At 28.4% G+C, this 8,476-nt stretch carries 7 protein-coding genes; 6 read left to right on the top strand and 1 reads right to left on the bottom strand.

Annotated elements, in window-relative coordinates:
- Positions 1–1,427, bottom strand: a 1,427-nt coding sequence (locus ACI3VO_RS00430; RefSeq protein WP_439756016.1) for a peroxiredoxin, incomplete at its 3' end; no start/stop codon positions are given.
- Positions 1,428–1,647: 220 nt separating this feature from the next.
- Here ACI3VO_RS00430 and ACI3VO_RS00425 point away from each other — a divergent pair.
- From ACI3VO_RS00425 to ACI3VO_RS00400, 6 genes are all read left to right on the top strand, one after another.
- Entirely contained in the window at positions 1,648–1,950 is a 303-nt protein-coding gene (locus ACI3VO_RS00425) for a hypothetical protein (protein ID WP_439756015.1), read from the top strand.
- Positions 1,951–2,070: 120 nt separating this feature from the next.
- Positions 2,071–2,823: a PP2C family serine/threonine-protein phosphatase gene (locus ACI3VO_RS00420; protein ID WP_439756014.1), complete on the top strand. Its 753-nt coding sequence runs from the start codon at positions 2,071–2,073 to the stop codon at positions 2,821–2,823.
- Positions 2,824–3,069: 246 nt separating this feature from the next.
- The gene (locus ACI3VO_RS00415; RefSeq protein WP_439756013.1) at positions 3,070–4,503 is read left to right on the top strand and encodes a UbiD family decarboxylase; all 1,434 of its coding nucleotides are present in this window, start codon (positions 3,070–3,072) and stop codon (positions 4,501–4,503) included.
- Positions 4,504–4,521: 18 nt separating this feature from the next.
- Positions 4,522–6,015: a VanW family protein gene (locus ACI3VO_RS00410; protein WP_439756012.1), complete on the top strand. Its 1,494-nt coding sequence runs from the start codon at positions 4,522–4,524 to the stop codon at positions 6,013–6,015.
- 42 nt (positions 6,016–6,057) lie between these two features.
- A complete protein-coding gene (locus tag ACI3VO_RS00405) occupies positions 6,058–6,648 on the top strand; it encodes a helix-turn-helix domain-containing protein (RefSeq protein WP_439756011.1) in 591 nt (196 codons plus the stop codon).
- 143 nt (positions 6,649–6,791) lie between these two features.
- Complete coding sequence (locus ACI3VO_RS00400) at positions 6,792–8,234, top strand: tetratricopeptide repeat protein (protein ID WP_439756010.1); 1,443 nt, start codon at positions 6,792–6,794, stop codon at positions 8,232–8,234.
- Positions 8,235–8,476: the final 242 nt, after the last annotated feature.

Genomic DNA, 8,476 nt, shown 5'->3' with positions numbered 1-8,476 from the left:
TAAAATGGCACGCCTACATTTATTTTTCTAGATGGCATACCTGCATTTATGAGGTTGTTTACCATTACATCTACACTGTATCCAGGAAGAGCTAAATCTGATTCATATAAATTTGCATGATGTTTTCTACCTCTATCTCCTGTTTCACCGGCAGTAAAATCATAGCTCATAAGGTTGAAATAATCGATTATAGGAGCTATTTTATCTATTTCAGCGCTTCTATTTATATACCCGCTATCTCCAGTACCCGCGACACTTATCCATTTATCTTCACCTAAAACATCTCTAAGTGCAGTTAAAAGCAATGTGAAATTTTCCTTATCTTCAGGTCTAGATTTGATGCCTCCAGCACTGCTTCCAGGATATTCCCAATCTATATCTATACCGTCTAGACCGTAGTCGTTTACAAATTCATTTACATTTCTGGCAAAGTTATATCTAGATGTAGGAGTTAAAGCGGCATCTGAAAATCCATCAGCACCCCAACCGCCGATGGCAGCTATTATTTTTAAAGATGGCTTAACTTCTTTAAGTGATATCATTTGGTTTAAATATTTAGGCGAAGGAACGTATAAATCTCCATTTTCAGCTATTTGAACAAAAGCATATATAGCGGCATCTAAGTAAGTAGGATCTAAATTTTCAGGATTTCCAAGCACATATTGAAAGACTATCGGCTGTATATTTGGGCAATTGGCGCTTATATATTCATAGGGCTGTCTTTGACTTTTAATTGTAAAACCTTTTGTATTAGGATAGTTCATGTATTCTACCATATCCTCTTTGTTTTCTTCGTTTAAGAAGCATAAATACCAATCTAAGCAGGCGTATTTTTTATTGCAGTTTTTAATTCGTTTTTTTAAATCCTTGTATGTCTTTGGTGGCGGTGCTATAACTGGATTCCCAGGGAGCCAGTTGGCCGGGGTCACGATATTTTCTGCATCGGATTTTTGTAGTGCATCTATAATTCTCAATATTTCAAATATATTTCTACCAGTAGTCATAGGGTAGTATAAAATAGTTCTAAGTATCTGCTTATCATCTATAATAAAAACAGCTCTAACTGTAGCTGTTGAGCTTAAAGGCTCTGAAATCATTCCATAAAGCTTAGATATTGTTCTACTTGAATCGTCTATAATAGGAAAAGGAATTTCGATACCTGTAAGCTTACATATATTGTAAACCCACGCCAAATGGGAAGAATTACTGTCCACACTCAGACCTATGAGCTGAGTATTTCTCGCCGCAAATTCATTGTAGTATTTTGCAAAGCATATAAATTCAGTAGTACAAACAGGAGTAAAATCCCCAGGATGGGAAAATAAAACCACCCATTTACCGCTGTAATCAGATAGGTTTATAGGTCCAAAGGTTGTATTTACTGTAAAATCTGGAGCCTTACCTCCTAGGTTAGGCAAACATGGCATAATATCACCTCATTTAAATTTAGTCTTTATATTTATATTATTAAAAACACATAGTATTGTTACAAATTACTAATTAAAAGGCAGATGAATTTCAGCTTAATTTAAAATTATTAAAAAAGTATAACAATTTTATGTCAAAATTATTATACTAATTGAAATTTATGTCTCATTTTGATAAGATATATAGTAGGAGATAATATAGTTTTGGGAGTGGATAATTATGAAAAGTATTTTCAATAGAATTTTAAAAGTTATAATAACGTCATTTTTAATATGCTTTTTTTCAGGAATTGTATTAGCGATTGCCAATAAGATACTGGGGGTAGGCAAGATAAGGGTTATGTGGTATTTATTATTAGGTGGTTTATGTTTTGTGATGTTATCTGTAGGACTTATTTTTACAGGGTCAGAATATATTTTTAAAAGAAAATCTCCTAAAAAAGTCAATAAAAATACTGATAAAAAAGTTAGTACACGTACCAAAAGTATACAACGAAAAAATCACAGACAAAAAATATCTTAAAGTATATAATAAATCAAGTTAACATAAAAAAGATACCGTTAGTAAAAACTTAATGGTATTTTTTTTTATGCAAAAAACTAAATAATAGTATGAATGATTTTAATATATTTGGGAGGTTTTATGAATATATTTAAGGCTAGTGTTACAGGATATAAAAATTTAGAAAAATCCTTTGGCTCACAGGATTTTTCTATTTATAAAAAATACGAAAATTATATATTTTGTGCAGTTGCAGATGGACATAGCTCGAGCAGATTTAAATACAGTCATATAGGTTCAAGGCTTGCATGTGAGGCTGCTTTAAATGTGATAAATTCTTATTTATACGATAAAAAGATAGATTTATTTATAGATGGCTTTAAAAGTAGAAAAATATTATTTGAAATAAAATCTAAATGGAGAAATATGGTATATCAGGATTTTTATAAAAAAAATTACAAGGCTTATAAATTGGATTATATACAATATGGGACTACTTTGACTTTTGCGATTTTATTAGAAAAAAACATTGTATTTTTCAATTTAGGAGATAGCGGCATTTTGATTAAAAAAGACGGGCCTTACGAGTCTGTATTTGAAAATAACAATTATAAAATAGTCAACTCTCTTGCTGAGGATAGATGTGAAGAAAAAATGCAGTATAAAATTATAGAAATATATGGTGAGCTCAAGATAGTTATTTTTACTGATGGGTTTATAAATAGCTTTTATAATTACGAGGAGCTTGAGTCAGAGCTAGATAAAACATTTGAAATGTTGAATAAAAATGTATTTACCTGTATGAGATTGAAAAAAACATATAGCAGATGTTTACAAAAATTAAGTAAGTATGGCTCACTTGATGATATAAGTGTAATTTTTATATACAATTAAAAACAAATAGAAAAATATTTTTAACATGTAACTATCAATCCATATTATTTTAAAAATTAAATTTTATTTATTTAATTCGAGTTTATATATATAATGTAAATAGAGAACTAAATAATATAGGGGGATTTTATGAAAAAAATTGCAAAAAAGATAATTAAAATATTTGTTGTAAATTGCAAAGTCAGATTACAATAATATGGTATAATAATTAAAAAAAGTTATAATAAAACAGGAAGGTAAAGATGGATGGATTTTAAAAAAATTTTAGACTCAGTGAAAGATCAATTAGATACATTAAAATATCAAATTGAAGATAAAATCGACAAAATTAAAATCAGCAAAAAGTATTTTGTAAGTCTATCTTTGTCATTTTTAGCGTTTTTAGTACTTTTGGTAGTTATTTTTTTCAGTCGAGGAGATTTAAACGTAGGAAAACAAGCTGATATATTAGTAGACAGTATATCAAATAGAAAATATGCAGAGGCTTACCAATATTATCAAGATTTGGAGAAAGACTTTTCGGCGTCTAAAATGAATAAATTTAATAAGGTAGCATCAAAAAAATTATCAATATTAGTCGTAAATAGTGGTGATAAATATATAAGTGGTGAAATATCTAAGGAGCAGTATTCAGGACTTATAAACACTATAAATGCTCTAGATGAGATAACAATAGATGTGGATCAATTATTAGATATATCAAGTAGAGTCGAAGAAATGTATATAGATGAAAATATAAACTACGAAAAAGCATCTTCTTATATGGATATTACAACTTCATTAAATGGAATTTATCAAGATCTAGATGAATATAAAAATAAGATAAAGACAGTATATGAATCTAGAAAGGTGTACGAAGAAGCTAGTAAGTTCCAACAAATAAGAAAATACAAGGAAGCTATTGAAAAATATGACAAAGTGATAGAAGACGATAAAAAATACTACAGTCTAGCTCAAAGTAAAAAGCAAGAGTGTATAGATTCAATGTACAACTACTATATATCTCAAGCCAATATTTCTTCAAAAGAAGGAAAATATGAAGATGCATTAGTATATTTGACTTACTTAAAGCCATATTATCCAAATGACGAAGAAATAGAAAAATTAGAAAATGAATATAAAGAAAAAATATCTGTATATACTCTTTCATCTGATGATATCAAAAATTTAATAAGTAAAAAAAGCAATATAGAAGCTGATTTATTATCAGTCATATCATATCAACAGACTATAGGTGAAAAAATTTATTATTATGCAGAAATTGTAAAAGACAATAAAATAATAAATGAAGTTTTAGTAGAGGCGAAGAGCAAACAAATATATTCTTATAAATCTGAAAAGGTAGATTACGATTGTGAATACTGCGATGGATACTATAAGGTAGACGAAGACGGAAATTATGTGTTTGCAATAAGCTCTAAGGATGCAGCTACTATAGTAAAGGATAAATTAAGTCAGAAAAAAGAAGATTACAATGATTTAGAGGTAAAATTTAAATCAGAAATTGTAAAATATGTAGATGAAGAAGAGTTAAATAAGCTAATAGAAAAGAACAACAATATATACTACTATGTACTTGTTAAAAAAGGATGGTTCTCTTTTACTAAAGAAGTTTATTTAGTAAATATGTACGACAAAACTGTATATAGATGTGTAGATAGTAAGATAAGTAAAATTTAATTTAATAAGGAGAATATTATGAAAAAGAGGATACTTTTAGGTATTTTATGTGTGATATTAGTTTTAGTAGGAGTAGGTGTTTATTCTATAAATGGAGATAAAATATCTAAAAATGTTTACGTAAAGGATATTAATATTGGAAAACTTACGAAGGATGAAGCAAAAAAGAAATTAAGCAGCGAATATAAAATGGAAATATTCGATTTTAAATACAAAGATGACAAATGGAGTGTAGATCCTAAAGAAATAAGTGTTACTTACGATATAGATGAAACTATAGATAAAGCCTATAACGTAAACAGAGACAGCAATATAGTAGTCAACATATTTAATTCATTAAAATCTATGGCTGGATGTAAAACAAATATAAATGTCTCAATAAATTGTGATGAAGATAAATTAGAAAAAAAATTAAATGATATATCTAAAGATATCAACGTAGAAGTTAAAAATGCTACTTTAGAAGTAAAAAATGACGAGGTTGAAGTAGTAAAAGAAGAAAACGGATTGGAATTAGATATAAAATCAAGTAAGAAGAATTTCATTAAAAATCTTCAAAATGGAGATTTTACAGAGGAATTAGTAGTAAAAACAATAGAGCCTGAAGTAAAGAGCTCTGACTTAGACAAGGTAGATACTCTGCTTGGAAGCTATACGACAGTCTTATCTGATGTAAGCTATGGAAGAGTTGAAAATATAAAATTAGCTTGTGAAAAAACAACTGATGTCTTATTGATGCCGGGAGAAGAATACTCTTATAATAAGCATACAGGTGCAAGAAGCCTTAAAAATGGATATCAAAATGCCCATGTAATAAGTGGAGGAGAAGTAACTAATGGTGTAGGAGGAGGTATATGCCAGGTTTCATCTACTATGTTTAACAGCGTTTTATACGCTGGACTTGATATAGTATCTAGAACTAATCACTCAATACCTTCAGATTATGTTGCATTGGGAAGAGATGCTACAGTTACTGATACAGGAGTAGATTTTGTGTTTAAAAATAATTATAAAAACCCAGTTTTTATAAAGAACTACTACAGTAATGGAGTAGTAAAAAGCCAAATTTTTGGAGCAAAAAGTGACAATCAAAAAATAGAAATATCTACTGTTATAAACTCAGTTATTTCTTTTAGTACGACACAGCAACAGGATTCTACTTTGAGTGAAGGTGTTACTAAAACTTTACAAAGAGGAAGAACTGGATATACAGTATCTACTTACAGAATTTACTACGATGAAAATGGTAAACAGACAAAAAAAGAGAAGGTGTGTTCATCTTATTATCCAAGTAAAAATGCAGTAGTAGCAGTGGGTACAAAAAAAGCAACTGTCAATCAATCTCCTGGTGTAAATGGAGCTCCTAACAATAATAACGAAGCTCCAGGGAATACAAATAATAATTTAGGAGATAATAATCAAGGAGGTGGAGCAGTAACTCCAGCCCCAACTCCAGATCCAGGAACTTCTACAGGTGATACAACTGCAGGAAATGATGACGAAAGTATTTAAAAATTATATAATAAAAATATATAAATTATAGGGGGTGTTGATTTGAAGCTTAATGATATAACCCAGTATATTCAAGATATTTGTCAAAATATTTCTAATGTACTAGATGTGGATGTTACCGTGGTGTCTAAGGATTTATTTAGAATAGCAGGCACAGGTATTTTTAAAGATAAGATAGGAGATAAAATCTCAGAAGAAGCTGTATATTCCAATGTTTTAAAAACAGGAAATTCATATGTTATCAATAAGGATATAGAAGATAGCTGCAAGATTTGTTCAAGTAGGGAACATTGCAAGGAGCTAGCTGATATATGTACTCCTATTAAATTAGGGGATGAAAGTATAGGAATTTTAGGTATAGCTGCCTTCACTGAAGAACAAAAGCAAAAATTATTGTCTAAAGACAAAGAGCTTAGAGAGTTTATATCTAGTATGTCTGATTTAATTTCTTTTAAATTAGATGAGATGTATAAAGAAGAGATAAAAACTGTAGATCAGCTAGAAAAAGAAGAGATAGAAAAGGCAATAAAAAAATACGGTAGTAATACTCAAGAAATGAAAAAAGTTGCAGAGGCTTTAAATATAGGTATAGCTACCCTTTATAGAAAGGTCAAAAAGTACAATATAAAATAATAAGAATTTCCTTCGCTTATAAAAATACGAATAAGTGGAGGAATTTTTTTGACTATAATTTGTAAATGTGTTATCTTAGAGTATATGAATATTGGGAGGTGATTATTATTTTAGGAGAAAATATAGTTTTAGATATTGAAAATATGCCAAGAAAAATAATGGATATCTCTTTAGTAGAAGAAAATAAAAGTGACTATACTTTTTTTAAAATAGACGAGGATGAAAATGAAGATAATGATACATTAAAGGCATTAAAACAGACATATGTTACATCGAATTATAAAAATGAAACAATTTTAAACCTACAAAAAGAATTAAACACAAATTCTACAGAGATTTCAAAGGAAATTAAACTAGAGTCTTACAATAAATACAATAATGCACTTGACTTAGCAAATAGACATTACATAACAAAGGCAGTGGAGTTTGTAGAAGAGGCGCTTAGATTAAATCCAAAGGATCCAGATATATTAAATCTAAAAGGTCTTTTATATCTTTTAAAATGCGAGTTTTCTAAGTCATTTGAAAGCTTCTATACAAGTCAATGCTATGGCAACAATGAATTGTCTAGAAAATACGTTACTTTATTATCATCTAAGGATTTTAAAACCTTCTTGGAGAGATACAATCATTCTATTAGATTTATAAACGAAGAGTTAAATGAAGAATCAATAGAAATTTTTGATAGCTTGATATTAGAAGAGCCTGAGCTTATAGAGCCTTATGTAATATCTATACTTCTTTACGATAGAGTAGGAGACGAAAAGAAAAAGATATCTCTACTAGAGGATCTTAGATGTATAGATAAGGATAATCCTATTTTTGAAAAATTCGATGAAAATGGAGAAGTATACACAAATACTGCTCAAGCAAAACAAGATGTAGAGAAAGAAGATAAAAAAGAAAATACAGAAATATCTAAAACAAAACCAAATAAAAACAATAAAAAAGACAAAAAGCATTTTGTTTTATATGCTGTAATAGCTCTATTAGTAGTTGTTATGGGAGCTTTTTATTTGAATAACCAAAGAAAAATCGAGGATTTAAACAATCAAATAAGCTCTAAAGATGAAGAAATAGACCAAAAGGATAAAGAGCTTTCTGAAAAGGAAGAAGAATTAACACAAAAAGAAGAAGAGGAAAAGAAAGCTAAAGAGGAAGAAGAAAAGGCAAAAGAAGAAGCAAAGCAGGAAGAACAAATAATAAAAAAAGGTGCTGAAACTTTATATTTCACAGCAAATGATTATAAAATGGCAGGCGATTATGAAGAGGCTATAAAATATTACAAATATACTTTAAAGGCTACAGATACAAATCAGTTTAGAGCTGATGCAATATACAATTTAGGTCTTTCATATCAAAAATTAGGAAACAATGAAAAAGCCGAAGAGTACTACGAAAGATTTGTAAATACTTATTCAGCTTCAGAAGAGTATTATGATGATGCTTTTTATCATCTTGGAGTTTTATATTATAAAGACGGTAGATTACAAGATGCAAAAAATGCATTTTACACTTTAAGAGCAGAAGATCCTTCTAGCTCTTATAATAATAGCAATGAGGTAAAAGAAATTTTAAGTAAATAAGAAAATCTTTTGTGTTATAAAATAGTAAAATAGCTTTATGAATTAATTTCATGGAGCTATTTTTTTTGAAAAAGTAAAGTATTTCTTTGAAAAATGAACTGTTTTATTTAATTTTCAGAATATTAAATAAAATAAAATGGGCGTTATATAAATAAAAAAATATAAAAAAAAATATTTTATACAAATAATGAATTTAAACAAATATCCCTTTCATTACATGAAAGTTGAACTTAGAAAACCTT

The sequence above is a fragment of the Intestinibacter sp. genome (assembly GCF_051866655.1).
Lineage (GTDB): Bacteria > Bacillota > Clostridia > Peptostreptococcales > Peptostreptococcaceae > Intestinibacter.
Note: the sequence above shows the minus strand (reverse complement) of the source record. Positions and strands in the feature narration are given on the sequence as shown.